Below are 22,351 nucleotides of genomic sequence, written 5' to 3' on the forward strand. Positions count from 1 at the left end.
GGACTTCGCCATGGAGCATTTCGCGCTGGGGCACTGGCTGCTCGTGCTCGCGTACCTGACGTCGGTGGTCGGCTGCGCGCTCGGGCTGGCGTGCGCGGTCCAAGCCCGCCACGCGGCCGATGCCAGCCACCGCGTGCGGTGGCTGGTACTGGCCGCCATCTCGATCGGCGGGGTCGGCATCTGGCTGATGCACTTCGTGGCCATGCTCGGCTTCAGCACCCCGGGCATGCCGGTCCGCTACGACATCTTCCGCACGGTCCTGTCGGCGATCCTGTCGGTGGCGGCGGTGTTCGCGGGGCTCGTGGTGGTGGGCGGCCGCGCGAAGTTCGGCTGGTGGCGCCTCGCCCTCGGCGGCGTCCTCACCGGCCTGGCGGTGAATGTCATGCACTACACGGGCATGTCGGCGCTGCGGGTGAAGGGCGACTTCGGCTACGACGGCGGCCTGGTGGTCCTCTCGGTGGTGATCGCGGTGGTGGCGGCGACCGCGGCGCTGTGGTTCGCGGTCTTCCTCGACCGCCTTTCGCTGCGGCTGCTGGCCGGCTTCGTGATGGGCGCGGCGGTGACCGGCATGCACTACACGGGTATGGCGGCGGTCCGGATGACGATGGACCCGAACGCCCCGGACCCGGCGGGCGCGGAGGTGTTCTCCTTCCTGTTCCCGGTGTTCGTGCTGGCGGCGATCGCGATGGCCGTGCCGCTGTGCGCGGTCCTGATGGCGCCGGCGGTTTCGCCGGAGGCCGCCGGGGCCGAGCCGGCCGCGGGCGACGTCGTCGCGGTGTGAGCCGGCCCGCGGAGCACGTCCGCGGGCCGGCGATCTCACCTCCTCACAGGCTGCACAGCAGCGAGCAGGCCTTGGCCGACGACCAGTCCGTTGTGGACGGCGGCGTCCCCGGCGGGACGTTCACCGGGACGTAGGTCACCTTCGCCTTGTTGGTGATCGGGAACAGGTTCAGCAGTGCGTACGTCGCGCAGTACACCTGCTTCGACTGGCCCGCCGCCAGCGCGAACGGACCCGTCTGGCACGACGGCTCGACGGTGTCCACGACCTGCGCGGACGTGATCCCCACCGGACCTTCGTTCGTCACGGTGATCCGCCAGTACGCCGACGCCGCGAGCACGCCGAGCAGACCGACCGGGGCCTGTTTCGCCCACGGCCCGGCGCCGCCCGGGCCGCACTCGGCCGGGTGGACCGCCGTGCAGATCTCCTTCGCCACGGTCACCTTCGGGGTGCACGACGCGCCCGGGGCGACCGGCAGCGTCACCGTGTTGGAGCTGAACGAACCCGTCGAATCCGTGCCCGTCGCCGTGTTCGCCACCGACGTCACCGCGCAGTCCGGCGAGATGGTCGTGCGGAAGCACAGCTGGGGTGCGTCGCCCGCGAAGTCGACCACCAGCGAACCGCTGAAGCCCGCCGCACTGTGCAGGACCAGTGTCGTCGTCACGGTGATCGACGGGTGCGCCGCCACCGAGACGCCGGTGAGGTCGACCGAGCCGTCCGGGGCGAAGCCCGGGGTCGGCACCACCGCGCCGCCGGAGTCGACGACCGTAACCCGCGACGCCGCGAAGTCGACGTTCGCCGGGTCGACGCCCGTCAGCCGCGCGGTCGTGTAGCCCTGGACGTGGGCACCGCCGTCGCAGTAGAAATCACCCGGACGCAGGGTGACCTGCCCGCCGGAGCGGACACACGGCGTGGCACCGGTGATCGGGTCCATCGAGAACAGCACGCCCGCGTCGCCCAGGCCGATCAGGCAGCCCGACGGCTGGTCGTACGCGTAGCCGTAGTCCCGCGTGGCGCCCCCGTTCACCGAGGGGTGGGTGATCCGGGCGGGCAGCCCGGCGCACGCCGCTCCCGTCGTCCAGTCGTGGCACACCGCCGCGCCCGCGATCCCCCCGTTCCAGACCGGGAGGTAGCTGCGCAGGTGGCCGCTCGGGTCGGTGACGACCTCCGGGTTGAAGACGTACGTCCCGTTCGGCAGCGCGGCCGCGCCCGGCGGTGCCGGCAGCGCCGAGCCGTCGAGGGCGTAGCACGTCGTGACGTTGGTGCCGCCGGTCGTCGACGAGCACACCCCCACCGGGGCGCCGGTCGTGCCGAACGCCGTGTAGGCGTTGTAGGTGTAGTTGCCCGCCGGTCCGGTCGGCCGCCAGGAAGCCCAGCCGGCGCACGCCGTGGCCGTTGCCGGGTCGAAACAGCCGAGTGACGGCTGCTGCCCGGTGTTGGGGTCCGACGACGACGCGAACACCTTGCCCGCCACGACGTCCAGCGCGCCGTAGACGTACGAGTTCACCCCGATGGGCGGCGCGATCGGCGCGTACGGCTGGCCGCCGCAGGCGCTCTGGGTGGCGATGGTCCAGCAGACCACCGCGCCGCTGCTGATCAGGCCGTAGAGGTTGCCGCCGGCTTCCACGAGCCCGGTGATGCTGCGGACCGCGGGCGATCCGCCGATGGTGGCCAGCGGCCAGTACCCGCAGTTGGCCGAGGCGGCCATGTCGAGGCAGGCGACACCGACGGAAGCCGCCGTGACGGCGGGGTAGTAGACCTTCGCGGGCGCCGCGGGGTCGCGCACGTACTGCTCGACCATGGTGGTGGCGATGTCCCCGGCCCCCAGGGTACCGAGCGGGCCGGTCGCGGTGTTGAGCACCTTCGGCCACGGGCCGCCCGGGCACCGCGCGCCGGTGGCGAGCTCGGTGCAGACCACCTTCGGCGACGTGGCCCCCAGGTGGTGGTAGATGTTCCAGGCCTGCAGCGCGCCGCTCGGCGTGCGGTAGAGGATCGGCGAGAAGCCGTCGCCGCCGGTCGCGGTGGTCACCGCCTGCACGGGCGGGGTGAGGGCGCCGGTCAGCTGGGTCGCGTCGGGCCCGGCGGCGGGGTTCGTCGCGCGGACGGCGGTGACGCCGGACGCCGGTTCGGCGCCGGCGAACGTGCTGCCGTCGGTGGACCACTCCGGCGTCCAGCCGGGCGGGACGTGCAGCGAGCCGGACTGGTAGGCCTGGCCGGCGCCGACGGCGTCGGTGATGGCGGCGGCGCCGGTCGTGGTCGCGTGGTCTTCGTAGCCGACGACCCAGTTCGCGGTCGCGCCGTGCGCGGCCGGGGAACCGGCGCCCTGCACGGACTTCGTCAGCGCCGAGACCGCCGGGGCGGGGTCGGCGGCCGCGGGCAGCGGGACGGCGGCGGCCGTCGCGAGCACCAGGGGCAGGACCGCCCCCAGCATGCGTCTTCGCATGGTTGGTCCTCGATTCTGGAAAGGGGTGAAATGCGCCGGGAAACGTTTTCCTGGCCGAAGGAAAATCCTATGCCGTTCCGGCAGTGCGGTTGAAGCACTCTCACCCGGGCGCCGAAAAGGCGATGCGAACAGCGCAATTGCTGGGCCGTCTGCCGTGGTGGGCACCTGCCGTGACGAGCGGGTTTCGGGGTCGTCGTCACTCGAACGCCGTCCGGCGTTCACTCTTTCGAGTAACGAGGGTCGGCTAAGAAACGACGTTTCCGAAGTGGCCGATGATTTATTCACCGGAAGCCCGATCCTGCGGCCCGGCATCAGCTGTGAGCGAATTCGCTGGCCCGGTGGTGATCTCGGTGCTTGGGTGTCGGTGTGGAGATCTTGGTGCTGGGCGGAACGGCGTGGGTGGCTCGCGAGCTGTCGCGGCAGGCGATCGAACGCGGCCACCGGGTGACCTGCCTCGCGCGCGGCGAGAGCGGAAAAGCCGCGGACGGCGCGACCCTGGTCGCCGCCGACCGGCGCGCCCCATCGGCGTACGAGCCCCTGCTCGACCGGGTGTGGGACGCGGTCGTCGAGGTCTCGTGGCAGCCGGGTTTCGTCCGCGGAGCGCTCGACGCACTGGGCGCCAAGGCCGGGCACTGGGTGTACGTCTCGTCCGGCAACGTCTACGCCTCCCACGCCACCCCGGGAGCCGACGAGTCCGCGGCCTTGCTCGCCCCGACGGACCGGAGCGAGGTCGGCCGCGAGCTGTACGGCGAAGCGAAGGTCGCCTGCGAGCAGGCGTCGGCGGCCGCGGTGGGCGAGCGCCTCCTCGTCGCCCGGGCCGGGCTCATCGGCGGCCCGGGCGATCACACCGGGCGCTCCGGCTACTGGGCCGCCCGCGCGGCCCGCGATCCGCGGGGGCCGATGCTGGTCCCCGGCACCCCGGCCGTGCCCACCCAGGTGGTCGACGTGCGGGACCTCACCGCCTGGCTGCTCGACTGCGCGGAGACCGGCACCACCGGCACCTACAACGCGGTCGGCCCGATCGTTCCGTTCGGCGAGTGGATCGAGCTGTCCCGCGCGGCCGGCGGCCACACCGGCCCGGTGGTCACCGCCGAACCGGCGTGGCTGCGCGCCCACGGCGTGGCCGAGTACATGGGGCCCGAATCCCTGGCGATGTGGCTGGTCGAGCCGGGCTGGGAAGGGTGGTCGGCCCGGGACGGGTCGGCGGCCCGTGCCGCGGGGTTGCGGCACCGGCCCCGGGCGGAGTTGCTGGCGGACACGGTGCGTTGGGAGCGTGAGCAGGGGCTGGATCGGGAGCGGGGTGCGGGTCTGAGTGCGCGGCGTGAGCGGGAGTTGCTCGACGCCCTCGGCTGAAGCCGGCCGGCACCGGGGCGCTAACCGGATTCGGCGTCGAAGCGGAGTTTCGACGTGATGCGGTAACGGTCGCCGCGGTAGGCGGAGCGGGTCAGCTCGACGATCCGGCCCGTGGTGTCCCGGGTGAGCCGTTCGATGTGCAGGATCGGGGCGTACACCGCGATTTCGAGGAGCTCGGCCTGGCCGGGGTCGGTGACCGCGGGCTCGATCGTCTGCACCGCGTCCTGCACGGCGATCCCGAAGCGTTCCCGCAGCAGCCGGTAGAAGTTGCCCGCCTCGAGGTCCGCCGGGTGCAGGCCGGGGACCAGGGCAGCGGGCAGCGTCAGGCCTTCGATCGCGATCGGTTCGTCGTCGACGTACCGGACCCGGGTGACGCGCAGCACCGGCGTGGCCGGCTCGAGTTCCAGCTCCCCGGCCAGTGACCGCGGGGCCGGGGAAACCGCGAACGCGACCACCCGGCTGGTCCAGTGGCCTTCCGCCGGCGGCACCGCGAGCCCGGTCGCCAGTTCCTGGGTGACCTTGTGCGGGCTGGTGAACGTGCCCCGGCCGCGCTGGCGCACCAGCAGCCCGGTGCGGGTCAGCTCGTCGATGGCGGCGCGGACGGTCGGGCGCGAGACGCCCAGCTCCGCGGCGAGGTCCCGTTCGGAGGCGAGCCCGGTGCCGGGACCGGCGTTCTCGATCACCTTCAGCAGGTGCCGCCGGACGCGGTCGCGCTTCACGGTGGGCGGCCGGTCAGCCGGCTCGTCACCTTCTTTTCGGGGGTTCCGGGCGGCGGAAGCCCCGGATGACACAGCGGTCAAGGCACCGTCTTCCCGGATACTCCGTGCGCGCCGGCGAACCGGACGCGCTCCTTCGGCAGGGCGCCCAGCGCCCGCAGCCGGTCGAGGTGCCCGGCCAGGCGCTGGTCGAAATCAGCATAACCGTGGCCCGGCGGCGACCACGCCCGTTCGGCCAGTGCGCACAGCCGCGGGAACGCCAGGTGCCGCACGTGCTCGGGCGTCGGCGCGTGCTCGGTCCACAGCTGGGCCTGGGTGCCCAGCACCCCGGGCGCCGTCCCCTCGCTGACCGGCAGCCCGCCCGCCAGGGGATCGAAGCGGTAGACGTCCTCGAGGGTCGTCACGGGTCCGCGCGGCGGCTCGCCGGGGTCCCCGCTCTGCCGGTAGTCGAAGTACGTCGACGTGTGCGGTGCCATGACGACCTGGTGGCCGCGGGCGACGGCGAGCGCGCCGTGGGCGGGGTCGCGCCACGCGGTGACGACGAGGTCAGCGGGCAGCCGCCCCGCGGCGTGGCCGGTCTCGTCCCAGCACACGGCCCGGCGGCCCAGCTCCGCGACGACGTCGTGCAGCCGGCCGAGGAACCACGGGTGGAGTTCGGCGGGGCGCACCCCGAGGCGGGCCGCGGTGGCCCGCGCGTCCGGGCTGGTCTCCCACTGCGTGGTCGGGCATTCGTCGCCGCCGATGTGGAGGTACGGCGAAGGGAACACCCCGGCGACCTGCGCCAGCACATCCCGGCAGAACGCGAAGGCCTCGTCGTGGACGCCGAGGATGTCCGGGCTGATGCCCCACTCCGTCCACACCGGTTGTGCCACCGAAGGCCGGTTGCCCAGCGAAGGGTAGGCGGCCAGCGCCGCGCGCACGTGCCCGGGCAGCTCGATCTCCGGCACGATCCGCACCCCGCGTTCCGCGGCGAAGGCGACCAGGTCGCGCAGCTCCCGCTGGGTGTAGAAGCCGCCGTGCGGCACGCCGTCGAAGACGCCGCTGCCCGCCGGTCCGACCATCGACTCCGCGCGCCAGGCCCCGACTTCGGTGAGCCGGGGCCACCCGCCGATCTCGATCCGCCAGCCCTGGTCGTCGGTGAGGTGCAGCTGCAGGACGTTGTACTTGTGCAGGGCCAGCAGGTCGACGAACTCGCGCAGGAAGGCGAGCGGCAGGAAGTGCCGGGCGACGTCGAGCAGTACCCCGCGCCACGGCAGGCGGGGCGCGTCGCGGATCGTCAGGCACGGCAGCCGCGGGTGCAGCTGGCGGATGGTCTGCACCCCGGCGAGCAGGCCCGCTTCCGTGGATGCGGTGAGCAGCGCGCGGCCGGGGGTGACCTCCAGGGTGTACTCCTCCGGCCCGAGCCCCGGTTTCCGGGCGAGCCGGATGACGGGTCCGCCGGGGACCAGTGGAAGCCCGGTGTACGCGGCGAGCAGCCGGGCCGGGCCGTGGGTGCCGGGGCCCGCCAGGATCCCGGTGGGCACGCAGGAACCGGCGCGGCGGGTCAGCCGCGCGGGGCGGGGGACGAGCATCAGCCCTTCACCGCGCCCGCGGTCATGCCTTCGACCAGGTGGCGCTGCACGAGCGCGAAGAAGACGACGACGGGCAGCGCGAACAGCGTCGACGCGGCGATGAGGCCGCCGTAGTCGGTGCCCGTGCTGGTGCTGAACGAAACCAGCCAGACCGGCAGTGTGTAGCCCGAGCTGTCCTTCATGATCACGTAGGCGAACAGGAAGTCGTTCCACGCGGTGATGAAGGCGAACACGCTGGTCGCGATCAGCCCGGGCAGCACGAGCGGCAGCAGGACCGAACGCATGACCCGCCCGCGCGTCGCGCCGTCGACCATCGCCGCTTCCTCCAGTTCGACCGGGATGCCGTGCAGGAACCCGCGCAGCGTCCAGATCGTGAACGGCAGCACGAGCGCCACGTAGGTCAGGATCAGCCCGGGCAGCGTGTCGAGCAGGTGCGCGCTCTTGAGGCCGAGGAACAGCGGGATGACCAGCGCGGGCACCGGCACCATCTGCAGCACCAGCACACCGATGAGGAAGCTGCGCCGCCCGAAGAACCGGAAGCGCGTCAACGCCGTCGCGGCCAGGAACGCGACCACGATGGACAGGAGGACGACCGCCACGACGACCACGACGCTGTTGGCCAGGTCCTGGACGAACCCGGGCTTGGCGACCGCGCCGGCGAAGTTGTCCAGCGTGACGTCGACGGGCAGGAACTCGGGGGTGGGGCTGAGGATCTTGCCCGCCGGCTTGAACGCGGTGAGCACCATCCAGTAGACCGGGAAGATCCACACGAGGCAGAACACGGCGGCCGCCGTGTTCCGGCCGAGCCGCCGGATCACAGGTCCTCCCCGGAACGGACGAGCCGCCGCACGTACACGGCGGTCAGGCCGACGAGCAGCGCGACCGAGACGACGGCGATCGCCGCGCCCTGGCCGAAGTCGTTGCGGCTGAAGGCGCGCGTGAAGGTCCAGATGCCGAGCGTCGTCGTGCCGCCGCCCGGGCCGCCCTGGGTGAGGATCCAGATCTGGTTGAACACGGTGAAGTCCCAGATGACCGAGAGGATGGTGACCAGGCCGAGGATCGGCTGCAGGAACGGGACGGTGATCGTACGGTGCACCCGCCACGCCCCGGCGCCGTCCAGCGCCGCGGCTTCGTAGTAGGACCGCGGGATCTGCGAGAGGCCGGCGTGCAGGGTGAGCGCGGCGAACGGGACCGACTGCCACACGACCAGCAGCCAGACGAGGGTGAACGCCGACGCCGGGGTCGTGGTCCAGTCGTGCTGGGTGAGGTCTCCGAACCCGAGCCGGGTCAGCAGCCAGTTCACCACGCCGTAGCCGGGCTGGAAGAGCCACTGCCAGACCAGGGTGGACGCCACGTTCGGCAGGGCCCACGCCGCGATCAGGCAGAGGGTGACCGCCGTGCGCATCCGGCGGCCCAGGCCTCGCAGCAGCAACGCGACGCCGGACGCGATCACGAGCGTGCCCGCCACCAGCGCGGCGCAGAACCCGAGGCTGCGCCCCAGAACTCCGGCCAGCTGGGGATCGGCGAGGACAGCGGCGTAGTTGTCCCCGCCGGCGAAGCGCGTCGTGCCGGTGAACAGCGACCGCAGCCCGTAGTCCTGCAGCGAAATGACGACCAGCCGGACGAGCGGGTAGCCGAGCACGAGCCCGAGCAGCGCGGCCGCGGGCAGGAGCAGGCCGTAGGGCAGCAGGGATCGGGGGCGGCGGGCCGCCGTTCTTTCCCGGGTGGGCGCCTTTTCGAGCAGCACGAGGACTCCTTCGCGGAACAGGGGCGGGGTGGCTCGGCGGGGACGGCGGTCGGCCGGGCCACCCCGCCGGTCAGCGGGCGCCCAGCGCCTCGGTCAGGTGGGCGTTGAACTCCCGGGCCGCGTCGGCGATCGGCCGGCGCCCGGTGGCGATGTCGGCGAAGAACGTGTTGATGGACTTGTCGCTTTCGATGGTCGCCCAGCCGGGGGCGGCCGGGGTGGCGACGCTGGTCTTCGCCGCGGTGGCGAACGCGACGTTGAGCGGCGGCAGCGTCGGCGTGATCCGGTCGATCAGCTCGGTCGAAATCGGCGTCCAGCCGTCGATGCCGGCGATGGCGTCCCGCTGCACGGCCGGGTCCGTCGCCGCCTTCAGGTAGGCCAGCGCGAGGTCCTGGTTGCGGCTCTTGGCGGCGACGGCGAGGTCCGAGCCGCCGAGGAACACCGGCTGTGTCTTCCCGGGCGTGGCGCTCGGGAACGGGAACGTGCCCAGCCGGTCCTTCAGCTCCGGCTTGTTCTTGAGCACGGTGTTGACGCTCGTGTCGAGGATGGCCGCGGCCCCGCCGGCGGAGAAGATGGCGGCCTGGTCGGGGGCCTTGGTGTCGACGTTGCGGGACGCGGGGGAGGAGTAGGCGTTCTGGAAGTCCTTCCACGCCTGCAGCCCCTTCAGCGCCTCGGGGCTTTCGAGGGCGCCGGTCCACTTCCCGTCCCGCTGCGTGGCCAGCTGCCCGCCGGCGTCCCAGACGAACTGCAGGGCGCCGAACCAGTACCGGCCGGGGAAGTGGAAGGCCGAGTAGTCCGGGGCCGGGTGTTTCGCCTTGATCTTGTCCAGGGCCGCGGTGAACTCCGGGAGCGTCTTCGGTGGGGCGGTGACGCCGGCGTCGGCCCAGACCTGCTTGTCGTAGATCACCGCGCGGTTGCCGGCGAACAGCGGCGCGCCGTAGAGGTGTCCGTCCACAGTGGCCGGTCCGGCCAGGCCGGGCAGCCAGTTCTGGCCCGCGGCGAGCTCGTCGCGGTGCGGGGTGAGGTCGGTCAGCGCGCCGTTGGCGGCGAACAGCGGGACGTCGGTGTTGCCGATTTCGATGACGTCCGGCGTGGTGTCCTGGGCCAGTGCGGTGCTGATCTTCGTATTGATGTTGTCCCATTCCTGGATCTGCACGGTGACCTTCGCGCCGGTGGCCTTCTCGAACGCGGCGCCGATCGCCGCGGTGGCCTTGTCGCCGAGGTCGCCGTTCATCAGCCAGACGGTCAGCTCGCCGCCGTGGGCGGCGGGAGCGGGGGTGACCGTGTCGCAGGCGGTGGCGGTCACGGCGGTGACGGCCAGTGCGGCGGCGAGGGTGCGTCTGCGCATGGGAGCTCCTGAGCGTCAGCAGTGGCCGAGGTCGCGCCATTGGGCGGTGACGCCGGGCTCCGAGCCCTGGGTCCACCAGTTCGCTTGCCAGAGGTGGGCGTTGTGCTTGGCCCGCTGACCTTCCAGGTACACCGTGCCCCAGTCCCATTCCGGTGCCGACGAACAGTTCGCGGGCTGGGACGGGGTGGTCGGAGTGGTGGCCGTCGGCGGCGTGGTGGTGGCCGCCGGTGGGGTGGTCGGCGTGGTGCAGCCGTTGACGCTGTCCACATGGGACGTTCCGGCGGAGCGGTACTGCCCGGCCTGCGCGACGGCATCGGCCGGGGAAACGACCTGGTTGCCCGCGTAGTAGGTCCAGTCGACCTGTTCGGTGTAGGCGCTGGTGCCGCCGCTGTGGCCGGCGGTGTCGATGAACCACATGTTGTAGTTGATCGACATCGGGGTGCGCGGGTACACCGGGTTGCCCTGCGCGTCGGTGGTGTGGTCCGCGGTGAGCACGCCGTCGATGTAGTACTTCACGTGCCCGCCGGAGACCTGGGTGACGATGTCGTGCCAGCCGGCGAGGCTGCGGTTCTGCGCGGTGGACGTCCGCAGCCCGTCCCACGTCGGGTTGTTCCAGTAGGTGTACCAGCTGGTCTGGTAGTTCGCCTGTGAGCCGCCCCAGCCGCCGTTGGGCAGGTACTCGGAGAAGTCGAGTTCGCTGTAGAGCGGGTCGCGGTCGTACCGCAGCGGGGAAATCGTGAAGTAGGTTTCGTTGACGTGGTCGCCGTCGGGGCCGCTGTCCGGCGCGTCGGTGAAGCGGACGCGGCTGGCGTACGTGCCTTCGAAGAACCGCAGCTGGTTCTGGTACAGCTCCGCGTGGGTCGTGCCGGCGGCGCTGCCGTCGGTGGTGGCGGTGAGCTGGGCGACGCGCTCGCCGTTCACGGCCGGGAAGCTGATGTTGCTCGTGAGCCAGCGCGCGCCCGGCACCCCGGGGCTGCCGACGTCGTTGCGCGTGGTCCACCCGGCGCCGCCGAAGGCGCCGTCGCTGGGCGAGGAGTAGTGGAAGTCGTCGAAGAGCACACCGCAGCCGGCGGCGGCGGACGCCGGGCTGGCGTCGGCCCCGCCGGACAGGACAAGGGCGGCCATGGCCGCGGTGGCGAGGCTCGTCAAGGCTGCGGTGGTGGTCCGGATGCTGCTGCGGGACATGGGTCTCCTCCTGGGGATGGCCTGCCGCGGGGAGCGCCGATTGGTCTAGACGAATCAGGTGGCCAGTACCTTCCTCCCTGACCATTGGTAAAGTCAAGGAGGCGGCAAAACTTACCTTTGGTAATTTCTGTGGCGGTCAGCGAACCCAGTCGCGGTAGGCGCTCATGTCCACGTTGCCGCCGCACACGACGGTCACCACGTGCCGGCCGGCGAAGCGGTCCCGGTCCTCGAGGATCGCCGCGATGCCCAGCGCCGCCGACGGTTCGACGACCAGGCCGGCGTGCTCCAGCAACAGCCGCATGCCCGCGATGATCGACGCCTCCGTGACGAGGACGGTGTCGTCCGCGACGACGAGGAGGTCGGCCAGGACCTCCGGGATCGGCCGCCGCCCGGCGACGCCGTCGGCGATCGTGTTCGTCGGGCCGGTGGTGACGACGCGCCGGGCGTGCCAGGAGCGGGTCATCGCGGGAGCGCCCGCCGGCTGGATGCCGATCACTTCGGTGCCGGGGGCCCGGGACCGCACCACGTGCCCCACCCCGGTCGCGAGGGCGCCGCCGCCGAGGGCGATCAGGACGGCGTCGAACGACGGCGCGGCGTCCACCAGCTCCAGGCCGATGGTCGCCGCGCCCTCGCAGGTTTCGAGGTCCAGGCTGTCTTCGACCAGCCGGATGCCGTCGTGCCGGGCGATGGCGGCCGCGCGCTCGCGGGCCGATTCGTGGTCGCCGTCCACCAGTTCGAGCCGGGCGCCCAGCGCGCGGATGCGCTCGAGCTTGGCCGCCGTCGCGTGGCGGGAGGCGACGACGGTGACCTCGAGCCCCCGCCCGCGCCCGGACCACGCGAGGGCTTGGCCGAGGTTGCCCGCACTGGCGCACACCACCGCCCCGGCGAGCCCGCTGACGACCACTTCGGTGCCTCGGCCCTTGAAGCTCCGCACCGGATTCGCCGTCTCGAGCTTGATGCTCACCGAACACCCGAGAACCGGTTCCAGCGCTTCGCACGGGTACAGCGGCGTGTCCAGGAAGACCGGGTCGATCACCTGGCGGGCCGCCTGGATCCGGGCGAGGTCGAGGCGCGTTTCCGGCACGGCGGAAGCCTAGTGTGCGGGCTGGAACAGCTCCACGAGGTTTCCGGCCGGGTCCGCCAGGAGGATCTGGCGTCCGCCGGGGCCGGACACCACTTCGGTGCGGAACGCCACTCCGGCGTCGGTCAGCCGGGCGATCTCCGCGTCGAGGTCCGCGACGATCAGGTGGATGCGGTTCCGGCCGGCGGCGGAGGCGTCCGCGGGGGTGGCGCGGGCGCCGGAACTCGCCGGGCCGGAAAGCAGCAGCCGCAGCGGACCGCGGGTGACGTCGGCGAACGCCGGCGCCGCGCTCATCCGCACCGTGAAGCCCAGGTGCGTGGTGTAGAAGCCGATGGCCGCCGGGACGTCGTCCACGACGTACCGGACACTCGCGTACTGCTCGCTCATGGCCGGACCTCCTTGTCCTGGTTGGCAACGAGTTCCGGCAGCAGGTGCCGGACACGTGTGTCGAGCTCCGCCGCCGTGTGCGCGAAGGAGCCGGGATCCGCCGCCGGGTCCGGGATGCTCCAGTGGCGGCGCCGGGGGTGGTGCGGGAACTCGGGGCAGACCTCGCGGACCTTGTCGCACACGGTGATGACGTGGTCGAACCGCTGCCCGGCGACCGTGTCCAGGTGTCGCGGCCGCTGCTCGCGGACGTCGATGCCGAACTCCCCGAGCGCCCGGATCGCGCCGGGGTGCAGGGCGGCCTTCGGGTGGCTGCCCGCGCTGGTCACCGTCACCTCGCCGGCGGTTCGCCGGCGCAGCAGAGCTTCGGCGATCGGGGAGCGGGCGCTGTTGCCGGTGCAGAGGAACAGCACGGCGACCCGCCCGTGCGGGCGCGGGACTTCCGGGCGCAGCCCGGGGTGCAGGGTGGGATCGAGGGTGGGATGCAGGGCCGCACCGGTCTCGGCGAGCGCGCCCGCGCAGCGGTCGAGATCGAGGTGGTAGTAGCTGTCCCGGCCGTCGAAGCTGCTGCGTGTGGCGGTGACGAGGCCGCCGCCGCGCAGCAGCCGCAGGTGGTAGGAGACCAGGTTCTGCGGCTCGCCGACGCGCTCCACCAGCTCCCGGACCCGCAGGTCACCGCCGGCGAGCGCGGTCAGCAGCGCCCACCGCAGCGGGTGGGCGGCGAGACGGACGAACACGGGCGGCTCGGAGGCCATCCCCGGACAATACATCAAACGGGTTTGATGGAAAAGCCCGTCATGATGGGGGTGCGAGCCGAGCGAGAGGACAGCGGATGGACGGGCTGACCGAGGAGGAGGCCGCGATCGTCGCGGTGGTGCGGGACTTCGTCGACCACGACGTCCGGCCGGTGGTGCGGGAACTGGACCACACCGACACCTACCCGGAAGCGCTCATCGAGCGGATGAAGGAACTCGGCGTCTTCGGGCTCGCCGTTCCCGAACCCCTGGGCGGCACGCCGGTCTCGGCCCGGTGCTACGCCGAGGTCACCGAGGAACTGGCGTGCGGGTGGATGAGCCTCGCCGGCGCGATGGGCGGCCACACCGTCGTCGCGAAGCTGATCGTCACGTACGGCACTCCAGAGCAGCAGGAGCGCTACCTGCCGCGGATGGCCACCGGCGAGGTCCGCGCGACGATGGCGCTGACCGAGCCCGGCGGCGGTTCCGACCTGCAGGCCCTGCGCACCACCGCCCGCCGTGACGGGGAGTCCTACGTGGTCGACGGCGCGAAGACCTGGATCACCAACGCCCGCCGCTCGCAGCTGGTCGCCCTGCTGTGCAAGACCGACCCGCACGCCGAGCCCGCACACGCGGGCATCAGCATCCTCCTGGCCGAGAAGGGCCCGGGCTTCCACGTCTCACGCGATCTCCCGAAGCTGGGGTACAAAGGCGTCGAAAGCTGCGAACTGTCCTTTTCGGACTTCCGGGTCCCGGCCACCGCGCTGCTGGGCGGGGAAGAGGGCCGGGGGTTCGCGCAGATGATGCGCGGGCTGGAGATCGGCCGCATCCAGGTCGCCGCCCGCGCCCTCGGCGTCGGCCGGGCCGCGCTGGCGGATTCGCTGCGGTACGCCCAGGAACGCGAGACGTTCGGCAAGCCGATCTGGCAGCACCAGTCGGTCGGCAACCTCCTCGCCGACATGGCCACCAAGCTGGAGGCGGCCCGCCAGCTGGTGCACCACGCCGCCCGCCGCTACGACTCCGGTGAGCGCGCGGACCTCGAGGCGGGCATGGCGAAGCTGTTCGCTTCCGAGACGGCGATGGAGATCGCCCTGAACGCGGTTCGCGTGCACGGCGGCTACGGCTATTCCACGGAGTTCGACGTCGAACGGTACTTCCGCGACGCGCCGCTGATGATCGTCGGCGAGGGCACCAACGAAATCCAGCGCACGGTGATCACCCGGCAGCTGATCCGGCGCCACCGCCTGGGCTGAGGCGGGGCGAGCGTGGTGGGGCCGTGCCGACTTGGGGGGAGGGGAAGGCACGGCCCCACCACGCTCTGCCGGGCGACGCGAGGTGGCGCCGCGTGCCCGGCTGGTCCGAAATGGCCTACCCGGTGGGCCGTGTCCGGGTTTGTCCCGAATGGACCGTCCAGGGCGGGGTGCCGCACTGCGGGCGCCAAGTACCGAGGTGCACCCACTGCCGGCCCCAGGCGTGGGACATCAACACCGTGGGACGCCGGCACTGCGGACAGGTCTGCGGCGCCGAGTCGATGGACACCTCGTCCTCCTCCGGGCGGTGAATGGTCGCGGGGAAGAGGATCGTCCGAACGGGACGGGAGCGGACCGGGGAAACTACCCGGATGGCTACGCGGGTGGCCCGGGCTGCCCCACCAGCCACGAAGCCACCTGGGTGCGCGAGGTGAGGCCGAGCTTCACCAGGATGTTCTCGACGTGCCCTTCCACGGTCCGTCCGCTGAGGACCAGGGCGGCCGCGATCTCCTTGTTGCTCATCCCGCGCGCCACCAGTTCGGCGATCTCCCGCTGCCGCCGGGTCAGCCCGCCGGGCTCGGCCGCCTTGGCCGCCACCCGGGTGGCGGGCCGTTCCCGCAGCGCGTACCGGATCACCTCGTCGAGGCTGAAGCCGGCCGCCTCGGCGAACGCCGTGTCGAAGGCGTCGTCCCCGAGCGCCTTGCGGGCCGAAGCGGCGCACTGCTCGTCGACACCCTGGTAGGGACTCATCTCGCCGACGCGGGCGCCGCTGAGCCGCCAGACCGCGCCGGCGCCGCCGAGCAGCCGGGCCGCCCGGCCGTGCTCGCCTTCGGCGGAGTGGCACCACGCGAGCGCCTCGATGAGGAACGCGAGCAGCGTCCGGTCGGGCAGCCGCAGGGCGACGGCCTCGTGCAGCAGATCGGCGGCCTGCCGCGCTTCTCCGGCCCGCCAGCGGTGGATCGCGACGGCCCACAACGCGTAGCCTCGTGACCAGCGCGCGCCGTGCCGGTCGGTCAGGGTGAGCGCCTCCTCCGCGGCGGCCGCGCCCCGCGGATCGCCGAGGAAGAAGCGCGCGGCGGCCAGCAGGATCAGGGTGTCGAACACCAGCAGCGCGTCACCGGCCGTGCGGTACCCGGCCAGCGCCCGCTCCAGCAGTTCTTCACCGCCGGTCAGGTCACCGGTGAAGAACGTGGCCATGCCGGCACACTCCGCGTGGCCGGCCCGGAGCCGTTCGTCGTCGAACTCCTCGGCGAGCTCGCCCAGCTCCGCCAGCAGTTCCGCGTGCGGCGCGCCGGTCTGGATCGCGAGGAACGCCATCGCGTACAGCGCCCTGGCCCGGACCAGGGTGTGCTCGCCGCACTGCTCGAGACCGCGGCGCAGGTACCCGCAGCCCTCCGGCACCAGGCCGCCGCCGAACCAGAAGTTCCACAGCGAAGCGGCGATGTCCAGCGCCTGGTTCGCCCGTCCGGACCCGGACAGGCAGTGTTCCAGCACGGCCCGGAGGTTGGCGTGCTCGCGGCGGAGCCGGCCGAGCCACTCCGACTGCCGCGGGCCGAACCCCTCGGTCCGGTAGCGCCGTGCGAGGTCCGCGTAGTACCCGGCCAGCCGGGCCCGCACGCCGGCCTCGTCGCCCTCGGCCAGCCGGGCGCCGCCGTATTCGCGGACGGTCTCCAGCATCCGGTACCAGGCGTGCCGCCCGAAGGTGCCGTTCTGCCGGCTGAGGACCGATTTGTCGACCAGGCCGGTCACGACGTCCAGCGCGCTGCCGCCGTCCTGCGCGGGCGCGCAGACCCGCTCGGCGGCGTCGAGGTCGAATCCGCCGGGGAACACCGACGCCTGCGCCCACAGCTGCTGTTCCGCCGGGGTGCACAGCTCGAAACTCCAGTCGATCGCCGCTTCCAGGGTCCGGCGGCGGGGCTGCACGGTGGCGGGACGCGAAGTGAGCAGGCCGAGCCGGTCGTCGAGCCGCTCGAGGACCTGGTCGACCGCCAGCACGCGCACGCGGACGGCGGCCAGCTCGATGGCCAGCGGGATGCCCTCCAGCCGCCGGCAGATCCGGCTCACCGTCGCGCGGTTGTCCGGGGTGAGCTCGAAGCCGGGGCAGACGGCCGCCGCCCGATCGGCGAACAGCGTGACCGCTTCGACCGGGCCGCCGCCGGTGTCCTCGTCGCCGGGGACGGGCAGCGGCTCGACGTGCAGCAGGTGCTCGCCCTCCACGTGCAGCGTGTGCCGGCTGGTGGCGACGACCCGGAGCCCGCCGGAGACCGCGAGCAGTTTCGCGACCAGCGTCGCGCACTCGTCGGCGACGTGCTCGCAGTTGTCGAGCACCAGCAGCAGCTGCTTGTCCTCGAGGTACTCGGCGAGCCCGGCGGCCTGGTCGCTCGTGCCGCGCAGGCCGAACGTCGCCGCCACGGTGTTCGGCACCAGGTGCGCATCACCGACGTCGGCCAGCTCGACCAGCCACACGCCGTCCGGGAAGGCCCGCCGCACGTCGGCGGCGACCCGCAGCGCCAGCCGCGTCTTGCCGACGCCACCGGCGCCGGTCAGCGTGACCAGCCTGGCCGTGGACAGCAGGCGTTTGGCTTCCCCGAGCTCATGGCGCCGGCCGACGAAGCTGGTCAGCTCGGCCGGCAGGTTGCCGGCGCTTCGGCGGGAACGGGCACCCATGCGCAGAGTCTAGGTCCGCGGCCCCGTGTCGTCCCTTCGATCACGGCTGATGCCCCGCCAATCACGCGTGATGCCTCTCTGATCACGCGAGGTTGCCCCCACGACGGACTTCGTCGTAGATATTGTTAACAATCTCATCGACGATTAGGGTGCCGGTATCGAGACCCGAAGCGACGAGGGACCACCTTGATCATCGACTGCCACGGCCACTACACCACCGCCCCGCCCGCGCTCGCGGCGTGGCGCGACCGCCAGATCGCCGCGCTGGCCGGCTCCGGTGCCGCGCCCACCGCGGCCGACCTGCGGATCAGCGACGACGAACTGCGCGAGACGATCGAGCCGAACCAGCTGCGGCTGATGGACGAACGCGGCATCGACCTGACGGTCTTCTCACCCCGCGCCTCCTTCATGGCCCACCACGTCGGCGGTTTCGAGACCTCGGCGGCGTGGGCGGCGATCTGCAACGAGCTCTGCCACCGCGTCAGCACGCTCTACCCGGAGCGGTTCGCGCCCGCCGCGATGCTCCCGCAGTCCCCGGGCGCCGACCCGGCCACCTGCGTCCCGGAGCTGACCCGCTGCGTCGAGGAGTACGGCGCCGTCGCGCTCAACCTCAACCCCGACCCGAGCGGCGGCCACTGGACGGCCCCGCCGCTCACCGACCGGTCGTGGTACCCGGTCTACGAGAAGATGGTGGAGTACGACGTCCCGGCGATGGTGCACGTCAGCACCAGCGTGAACCCGGCGTTCCACACCACCGGCGCGCACTACCTCAACGCCGACACGACCGCGTTCATGCAGCTCGTGCAGGGCGACCTGTTCACCGACTTCCCCACGCTGCGGCTGATCATCCCGCACGGCGGTGGCGCGGTGCCCTACCACTGGGGCCGGTTCCGCGGCCTGGCCATGGCGCTGGGCAAGCCGGAACTGGAGGAGCACGTGCTCGGCAACGTCTTCTTCGACACCTGCGTCTACCACCAGCCGGGCTCGGACCTGCTCTTCGACGTCATCCCGGCGCGCAACATCCTCTTCGCGTCGGAGATGATCGGCGCCGTCCGCAGCGTCGATCCGCGGACCGGGCACCACTTCGACGACACCCGCCGGTACGCCGAAGCCGCTCGGCTGTCCGAAGAGGACTGGGCGGACATCCGGGAGCACAACGCCCGGGCCGTCTACCCGCGGCTGGACGCGCTGCTGAAGGGGCAGGGCCGGTGACCGCGGCCAGGACGCCCGGCTGGCTGGACTGGTGCGCCGCACCGTCCACACCGGACTTCCGGTTGCCGCCGGGAGCGGTCGACGCCCACTGCCACGTGTTCGGCCCGCAGGCGGAGTTCCCCTTCGCATCCGGGCGCAAGTACACCCCGTGCGACGCGGGCAAGGACGCCCTGTTCGCCCTGCGCGACCACCTCGGTGTCGCCCGGAACGTCATCGTGCAGGCCACCTGCCACGGCGCGGACAACTCCGCGATGGTCGACGCCGTCCGGGCCGCCGGCGGCCGGGCGCGCGGGGTCGCGACCGTCCGGCCCGACGTCGGTGCCGCCGAACTGCGGGCGCTGCACGCGGCGGGGGTGCGGGGGGTGCGGTTCAACTTCGTCAAGCGGCTGGTCGACGCCTCGCCCCGCGAAGGCCTGAGCGCGATCGCGAAGAAGATCGCCCCGCTCGGCTGGCACATCGTGCTCTACTTCGAGGCCGCCGACCTGCCCGAACTCGAAACCTTCTTCGGCGGCTTGCCCGCCCCGCTGGTGATCGACCACCTGGGCCGCCCCGACGTGACCCAGCCGGTCGACGGCCCGGAATTCCGCCGGTTCCTGGACTTCGCCGGGGCGAACGACGTCTGGGTGAAGGTGAGCTGCCCCGAGCGGCTCACCGTGACCGGGCCCCCGGCGCTGGACGGTGAACGCCACGCCTACACCGACGTCGTGCCGTTCGCCCGCCGGGTCGTCGAGGAGTTCCCGGACCGGGTGCTGTGGGGGACCGACTGGCCGCACCCGAACCTGAAGCACCACATGCCCGACGACGGCCTGCTCGTCGACCACGTCCCGCACCTCGCGGACACCCCGGACGCGCAACGGAAGCTGCTCGTCGACAACCCGATGCGCCTCTACTGGCCCGGCGAAACCGCCTGAACCCCCGAAGGGCATGCAATGCAGCACGCCAACGCGCTCAACCGGCTGAACCGCCTGCCGATTTCCCGGTTCCACAAGGTCACCCTGTTCGCCGTCTCGTTCGCCTACTTCTTCGAGTTCGCCGACATCAACAGCTTCGCCACCACCGCGCCCAAGCTGATCAAGCTCTGGGGCGTCACGGTCAACCAGGTCGCGTACGTGACCTCGCTGTCGTTCGTCGGCATGTTCTTCGGGTCGGTCATCGCGAGCACGATCGCCGACCGCTGGGGCCGGAAGAACGCGCTCGTGCTGACGACCGTCTGGTTCGGCGTCTTCTCGTTCGCGGCGGTGTTTTCGTGGGACATCGTGTCGCTCGGCGTGTTCCGGGTCCTGACCTCGGCGGGCCTGTCGGCGATGACCGTGGTCGCGGTGATCTACGTCAACGAGCTGTACCCCGCGGCCAACCGCGGCAAGTACCAGGCCTACGCGATCGTCATCGGCATCTGCGGCACGCCGGTGACGAACCTGATCGCCAGCGTCGTGGTCCCGCTCGGCGACTGGGCCTGGCGGCTGGTCTACCTGTGGGGCGCGCTCGGGGTCCTGCTCGTGCTGTTCACCCGGCGGCTCAAGGAGTCGCCCCGCTGGTACGAAAGCCGCGGCGAGCACACCCGGGCCGACGCGGTGCTGCGGGAGATCGAGGCGCAGGTCGCGGCCGAGAAGGGCCCGCTGCCGGAGCCGGCGCCACCGGTGGGGGAGGCCGCGGTGGCGAAGGCGCCGCTGCGGCTGTTGCTGCGCAAGAAGTACCTGCTGCCGACGCTGCTGCTCACCGTGCTGTGGGTGACGCAGACGATCGGGTTCTTCGGCTACTCGAGCTGGGCGCCGACACTGCTGGCCAAGGAGGGCTTCAGCGTCGAGAAGTCCGTGTTCTACGTGGCGCTCACGACGGTCGGCGCGCCGCTGGGCTCCTATCTGGCGGCCCTGGTCACCGACCGCTTCGAGCGCAAGTGGTGCCTGGTCGCGTTCGGCACGGTGATCGCGCTGTGCGGGCTGCTCTACGGGCTGACGTTCGACCCGGTCCTGATCGTGGTGTTCGGCTTCCTGGTCAACATGTTCGAGCGCGGCTACACGGCCCTCGGCTACGCGTATTCGCCGGAGCTGTTCGACACGCGCGGCCGGTCACTGGGCACCGGCGTGTCGTATGGCCTGGGCCGGCTGTCGAACGCGGCGGGCCCGCTCATCGTGGCCGGGCTGTACAACGGCAGCGGCTACCGGAGCGTGTTCTTCTTCATCGCGGGGACGTGGCTGGCCGGCGCGCTGGTGCTGGCGGCCTTCGGCCCGCGGACCCGGCAGGCGCGGCTCGGCCGCGTCACCTCGGCGCCGGCCGGCGCGTCACCGATCCGGTGAATCGGCGATGTGCGCCAGCTGGTCGCGGGCCGCGGCGGCGACGTCCGCCCGCACGCCGAGTTCGCCGAGCATCTCGGTGGCGGCCGCCATCTCGGCGGTCCGGCGGACGGCGTGCCGGTACGAGCCGCCGACCAGCCGGTCCACGGTGGACGCGTCCGCGGCGGTAAGCTCGGCGACGACGATCCTCCGCAGCCAGTCTTCGCAGCCGGCGGCGCGGGCGGCGTGCAGCGCCTCGACCACGGCGGCGGACATCCCCTTGAAGAAGACGCTGCGCAGCAGCTTGCGTTCGGCGGCGAGCCCGGCCTCGCCGGCCATCGTCTCGACGGCCGCGCCGAGCGGGTTCAGCGTCGCGGCGAGCACGTCGGCGGCGGGCCCGGTGGCCAGCATCGGCACCCGCAGCCCGCGGCCGGGGACCGGGGCCATGATCGCCACGTCGGCGAAGGGGACCCGGTGCTCGGCGGCGAGGGCGGCGAGTTCGCGTTTGGCGCCGGGCGAAGCGGTGTTCAGGTCGGCCCAGGCAGCCCCCTCGCGCAGCCCGGCCAGCCCGGCTTCGAACGCCCGCAGGGCGGCCGACGCGCTGTTGACACTCAGGACCAGGTCGGCACCCCGCGCGGCGTCGGCTTCCGAGCCGGTGGGCACGACGCCTCCGGTGGCGGGCACCGCCGGGTCGTAGCCGCGCACGAGGGCGCCGGCGGCCACCAGGTCGCGGGCCAGTGCGCCGCCCGCTTCGCCCAGGCCGAGTACGGCGATGGTTCCGGTCATAGCAAAATCCTCCTCGCCAGCTACGATCGAGTACACGATGTGCTCGACAAAATTGTCAACAAACGGAGCCGAGGCTATGACGGAGAGTGCACCGGACCGGCAGCCGGGGGAGCGGTCCGCGGTGGCGGCGATCCGCGACGCCATCGTCCGCGGCGAGTTCGTGCCCAACCAGCGGCTGGTCGAGGCGGACCTGTCGGACCGGTTCGGGGCGAGCCGGGCGACGGTCCGGGCGGCGCTGATCGAGCTCACCAACGAAGGGCTCATCGAACGGGTGCAGAACCGCGGCGCCCGGGTGCGCGCGGTGTCGCTCGAGGAGGCTGTCGAGATCTCCGAGGTGCGCATGATGCTGGAGTCGCTGTGCGCGGCGAAGGCGGCGGAGCGCGTTTCGGACGCCGAGGTGGGCGAGCTGCGCGAACTGGGCGAGCGGATGCAGGCGGCCGTGGCGGGCGGGGACGTCGTCGGGTACTCGGGCCTCAACCAGCGGCTGCACCACCGCATCCGCGAGATCAGCGGCCAGCGGACGGCGGCCCAGGTGTTGGAACGGCTTCGCGGGCAGAGCGTCCGGCACCAGTTCCGGCTGGCGATGCGCCCGGGACGGCCGCAGGTCTCGCTCCCGGAGCACCTGGCGATCATCGACGCGATCTGCGTCCACCGGCCGGAGCAGGCGGCCGAGGCCGCGCGGGCCCATCTGGGAAGCGTGATCGAGGCGTTGAAGGCGGCCGACGCCGAGGTCTCCCCGCTCCACTCCTGACCTGCGGCGGTCGCGTCCCTCGCGGCTTGTGCGCCAAGATTGTTGACAATTTCGTCAACCGGATCGTACCGTGATGGG

The 22,351-nt window shown here is 72.4% G+C and carries 19 protein-coding genes; 7 read left to right on the top strand and 12 right to left on the bottom strand.

From position 1 onward, the window contains the following. Positions 1-10: 10 nt before the first annotated feature. Positions 11-781, top strand: a complete 771-nt coding sequence (locus tag QRY02_RS06400) for an MHYT domain-containing protein (protein WP_285990571.1) — start codon at positions 11-13, stop codon at positions 779-781. Between the two features lie 43 nt (positions 782-824). Here QRY02_RS06400 and QRY02_RS06405 read toward each other — a convergent pair whose 3' ends face one another. Continuing rightward, positions 825-3,221: a DUF7617 domain-containing protein gene (locus QRY02_RS06405; RefSeq protein ID WP_285990572.1), complete on the bottom strand. Its 2,397-nt coding sequence runs from the start codon at positions 3,219-3,221 to the stop codon at positions 825-827. Positions 3,222-3,587: 366 nt separating this feature from the next. Between QRY02_RS06405 and QRY02_RS06410 the strand changes: the two genes are divergently transcribed. Beyond that, positions 3,588-4,574, top strand: coding sequence for an NAD-dependent epimerase/dehydratase family protein (locus QRY02_RS06410; protein WP_285990573.1), 987 nt, complete (start codon positions 3,588-3,590; stop codon positions 4,572-4,574). A gap of 20 nt (positions 4,575-4,594) precedes the next feature. Here the strand turns inward: QRY02_RS06410 and QRY02_RS06415 are convergent, their stop codons facing one another. The 9 genes from QRY02_RS06415 to QRY02_RS06455 all read right to left on the bottom strand — a co-directional run bounded on the left by QRY02_RS06415 (position 4,595) and on the right by QRY02_RS06455 (position 13,358). After that, a complete protein-coding gene (locus QRY02_RS06415; protein ID WP_285990574.1) occupies positions 4,595-5,293 on the bottom strand; it encodes a GntR family transcriptional regulator in 699 nt (232 codons plus the stop codon). A gap of 77 nt (positions 5,294-5,370) precedes the next feature. Further along, entirely contained in the window at positions 5,371-6,861 is a 1,491-nt protein-coding gene (locus QRY02_RS06420; protein ID WP_285990575.1) for a beta-N-acetylhexosaminidase, read from the bottom strand. Further along, positions 6,861-7,679 carry a carbohydrate ABC transporter permease gene (locus QRY02_RS06425; RefSeq protein WP_285990576.1) on the bottom strand — a complete coding sequence of 273 codons (819 nt, stop codon included), beginning with the start codon at positions 7,677-7,679 and terminating at the stop codon, positions 6,861-6,863. The genes QRY02_RS06420 and QRY02_RS06425 overlap by 1 nt, the downstream gene beginning before the upstream one ends. After that, positions 7,676-8,608 (bottom strand): carbohydrate ABC transporter permease, encoded by a 933-nt coding sequence (locus QRY02_RS06430; RefSeq protein WP_285990577.1) that lies wholly within the window; start codon positions 8,606-8,608, stop codon positions 7,676-7,678. Before QRY02_RS06430 ends, QRY02_RS06425 begins: the two co-directional genes overlap by 4 nt. Positions 8,609-8,678: 70 nt before the next feature. Continuing rightward, on the bottom strand, positions 8,679-9,953 hold the full coding sequence (locus tag QRY02_RS06435; protein WP_285990578.1) for an extracellular solute-binding protein: 1,275 nt from the start codon (positions 9,951-9,953) through the stop codon (positions 8,679-8,681). Between the two features lie 15 nt (positions 9,954-9,968). Next, the gene (locus tag QRY02_RS06440; protein WP_285990579.1) at positions 9,969-11,138 is read right to left on the bottom strand and encodes a glycosyl hydrolase; all 1,170 of its coding nucleotides are present in this window, start codon (positions 11,136-11,138) and stop codon (positions 9,969-9,971) included. Between the two features lie 136 nt (positions 11,139-11,274). Continuing rightward, the gene (locus QRY02_RS06445) at positions 11,275-12,222 is read right to left on the bottom strand and encodes a threonine ammonia-lyase (protein ID WP_285990580.1); all 948 of its coding nucleotides are present in this window, start codon (positions 12,220-12,222) and stop codon (positions 11,275-11,277) included. Between the two features lie 9 nt (positions 12,223-12,231). Next, positions 12,232-12,606, bottom strand: coding sequence for a VOC family protein (locus QRY02_RS06450; protein WP_285990581.1), 375 nt, complete (start codon positions 12,604-12,606; stop codon positions 12,232-12,234). After that, positions 12,603-13,358, bottom strand: coding sequence for an arsenate reductase/protein-tyrosine-phosphatase family protein (locus QRY02_RS06455; RefSeq protein WP_285990582.1), 756 nt, complete (start codon positions 13,356-13,358; stop codon positions 12,603-12,605). Before QRY02_RS06455 ends, QRY02_RS06450 begins: the two co-directional genes overlap by 4 nt. 77 nt (positions 13,359-13,435) lie before the next feature. Here QRY02_RS06455 and QRY02_RS06460 point away from each other — a divergent pair, with 77 nt between their 5' ends. Then, positions 13,436-14,590 carry an acyl-CoA dehydrogenase family protein gene (locus QRY02_RS06460; protein ID WP_285990583.1) on the top strand — a complete coding sequence of 385 codons (1,155 nt, stop codon included), beginning with the start codon at positions 13,436-13,438 and terminating at the stop codon, positions 14,588-14,590. 372 nt (positions 14,591-14,962) lie between these two features. Here QRY02_RS06460 and QRY02_RS06465 read toward each other — a convergent pair whose 3' ends face one another. Further along, positions 14,963-17,254, bottom strand: a complete 2,292-nt coding sequence (locus tag QRY02_RS06465) for an ATP-binding protein (RefSeq protein WP_285990584.1) — start codon at positions 17,252-17,254, stop codon at positions 14,963-14,965. Between the two features lie 186 nt (positions 17,255-17,440). On the opposite strand from QRY02_RS06465, the gene QRY02_RS06470 reads away from it, so the two are divergent. Genes QRY02_RS06470 through QRY02_RS06480 form a run of 3 tightly spaced genes read left to right on the top strand, consistent with a single transcriptional unit; the run spans position 17,441 to position 20,760 of the window. Continuing rightward, a complete protein-coding gene (locus QRY02_RS06470) occupies positions 17,441-18,466 on the top strand; it encodes an amidohydrolase family protein (protein WP_285990585.1) in 1,026 nt (341 codons plus the stop codon). After that, on the top strand, positions 18,463-19,377 hold the full coding sequence (locus QRY02_RS06475) for an amidohydrolase family protein (protein WP_285990586.1): 915 nt from the start codon (positions 18,463-18,465) through the stop codon (positions 19,375-19,377). Before QRY02_RS06470 ends, QRY02_RS06475 begins: the two co-directional genes overlap by 4 nt. Positions 19,378-19,395: 18 nt before the next feature. Continuing rightward, positions 19,396-20,760, top strand: a complete 1,365-nt coding sequence (locus QRY02_RS06480; RefSeq protein ID WP_285990587.1) for an MFS transporter — start codon at positions 19,396-19,398, stop codon at positions 20,758-20,760. Here the strand turns inward: QRY02_RS06480 and QRY02_RS06485 are convergent. Further along, positions 20,746-21,522: an NAD(P)-dependent oxidoreductase gene (locus QRY02_RS06485; RefSeq protein WP_285990588.1), complete on the bottom strand. Its 777-nt coding sequence runs from the start codon at positions 21,520-21,522 to the stop codon at positions 20,746-20,748. The two genes, QRY02_RS06480 and QRY02_RS06485, sit on opposite strands and share 15 nt — an antisense overlap. 76 nt (positions 21,523-21,598) lie before the next feature. Here QRY02_RS06485 and QRY02_RS06490 point away from each other — a divergent pair, with 76 nt between their 5' ends. Then, a complete protein-coding gene (locus QRY02_RS06490; RefSeq protein ID WP_285990589.1) occupies positions 21,599-22,273 on the top strand; it encodes a GntR family transcriptional regulator in 675 nt (224 codons plus the stop codon). The last annotated feature ends 78 nt before the right edge of the window (positions 22,274-22,351 follow it).

Source organism: Amycolatopsis sp. DG1A-15b (assembly GCF_030285645.1).
Taxonomy (GTDB): Bacteria; Actinomycetota; Actinomycetes; order Mycobacteriales; family Pseudonocardiaceae; genus Amycolatopsis.

Bases quoted from the DNA above. Each gene is read 5' to 3' on its own strand.
- QRY02_RS06400 (WP_285990571.1), top strand. From the start codon at position 11: ATGGAGCATTTCGCGCTGGGGCACTGGCTGCTCGTGCTCGCGTACCTG.
- QRY02_RS06405 (WP_285990572.1), bottom strand. From the start codon at position 3,221: ATGCGAAGACGCATGCTGGGGGCGGTCCTGCCCCTGGTGCTCGCGACG.
- QRY02_RS06420 (WP_285990575.1), bottom strand. From the start codon at position 6,861: ATGCTCGTCCCCCGCCCCGCGCGGCTGACCCGCCGCGCCGGTTCCTGC.
- QRY02_RS06435 (WP_285990578.1), bottom strand. From the start codon at position 9,953: ATGCGCAGACGCACCCTCGCCGCCGCACTGGCCGTCACCGCCGTGACC.
- QRY02_RS06440 (WP_285990579.1), bottom strand. From the start codon at position 11,138: ATGTCCCGCAGCAGCATCCGGACCACCACCGCAGCCTTGACGAGCCTC.
- QRY02_RS06450 (WP_285990581.1), bottom strand. From the start codon at position 12,606: ATGAGCGAGCAGTACGCGAGTGTCCGGTACGTCGTGGACGACGTCCCG.
- QRY02_RS06455 (WP_285990582.1), bottom strand. From the start codon at position 13,358: ATGGCCTCCGAGCCGCCCGTGTTCGTCCGTCTCGCCGCCCACCCGCTG.
- QRY02_RS06460 (WP_285990583.1), top strand. From the start codon at position 13,436: ATGGACGGGCTGACCGAGGAGGAGGCCGCGATCGTCGCGGTGGTGCGG.
- QRY02_RS06465 (WP_285990584.1), bottom strand. From the start codon at position 17,254: ATGGGTGCCCGTTCCCGCCGAAGCGCCGGCAACCTGCCGGCCGAGCTG.
- QRY02_RS06480 (WP_285990587.1), top strand. From the start codon at position 19,396: ATGCAGCACGCCAACGCGCTCAACCGGCTGAACCGCCTGCCGATTTCC.
- QRY02_RS06485 (WP_285990588.1), bottom strand. From the start codon at position 21,522: ATGACCGGAACCATCGCCGTACTCGGCCTGGGCGAAGCGGGCGGCGCA.
- QRY02_RS06490 (WP_285990589.1), top strand. From the start codon at position 21,599: ATGACGGAGAGTGCACCGGACCGGCAGCCGGGGGAGCGGTCCGCGGTG.